Genomic DNA, 595 nt, shown 5'->3' on the forward strand with positions numbered 1-595 from the left:
GGGGGGACCCAATAAACGCCGTGATTTCCACGTAGATCCTTCCGAAGAGATCTTTTATCAATTAAAAGGTGATTGCTATGTTGAAATCATTAATGAAGAAGGCAAGCGCGAAGTTGTAACGGTGAAAGAAGGAGAAGTGTATTTACTTCCTCCAAACGTTCCGCATTCTCCACATCGTGTAGCGGATACAATCGGTATTGTTATCGAGCGAAACAGAAGTGAAGGGGAGTTAGAAGACTTTGTATGGTTCTGTGATGAATGTGATGGGGAAATGCATCGTGTGAAAGTTCAGCTAACTAATATTGAAGTTCAAGTAAAAGAAGCCATTCATGAGTTTAACAGCAGCTTAGAATTACGCACATGTAAAAAGTGTAATCATGTTATGGCACCGGAAGCGAGTGAATGGAAATGCGAATAGATTTTCACACACATATCATTCCGGAAAGTTTCCCTGATTTTGCTCAAAAATATGGTGGTGAGCGCTGGCCCGTGCTAGAACGTACATGTACATGCGGAGCATCGATTATGGTCGGAGGGAAAAACTTCAGAGACGTAACGGACCAAGTATGGAGCCCTGAAAAACGTATAGCTGACA

At 42.4% G+C, this 595-nt stretch carries 1 protein-coding gene and 1 pseudogene; both read left to right on the forward strand.

Translation table 11 applies throughout. The features are described from left to right. The coding region (gene nbaC, locus AC1DRF_RS31520; protein ID WP_477742762.1) for a 3-hydroxyanthranilate 3,4-dioxygenase at window positions 1–418 on the forward strand (418 nt) is incomplete at its 5' end. After that, a pseudogene (locus tag AC1DRF_RS31525) lies at window positions 403–595 on the forward strand (amidohydrolase family protein); the annotation flags it as partial. The gene nbaC and the pseudogene AC1DRF_RS31525, both read left to right, overlap by 16 nt.

This window comes from Priestia sp. P5_B4, from assembly GCF_056400385.1.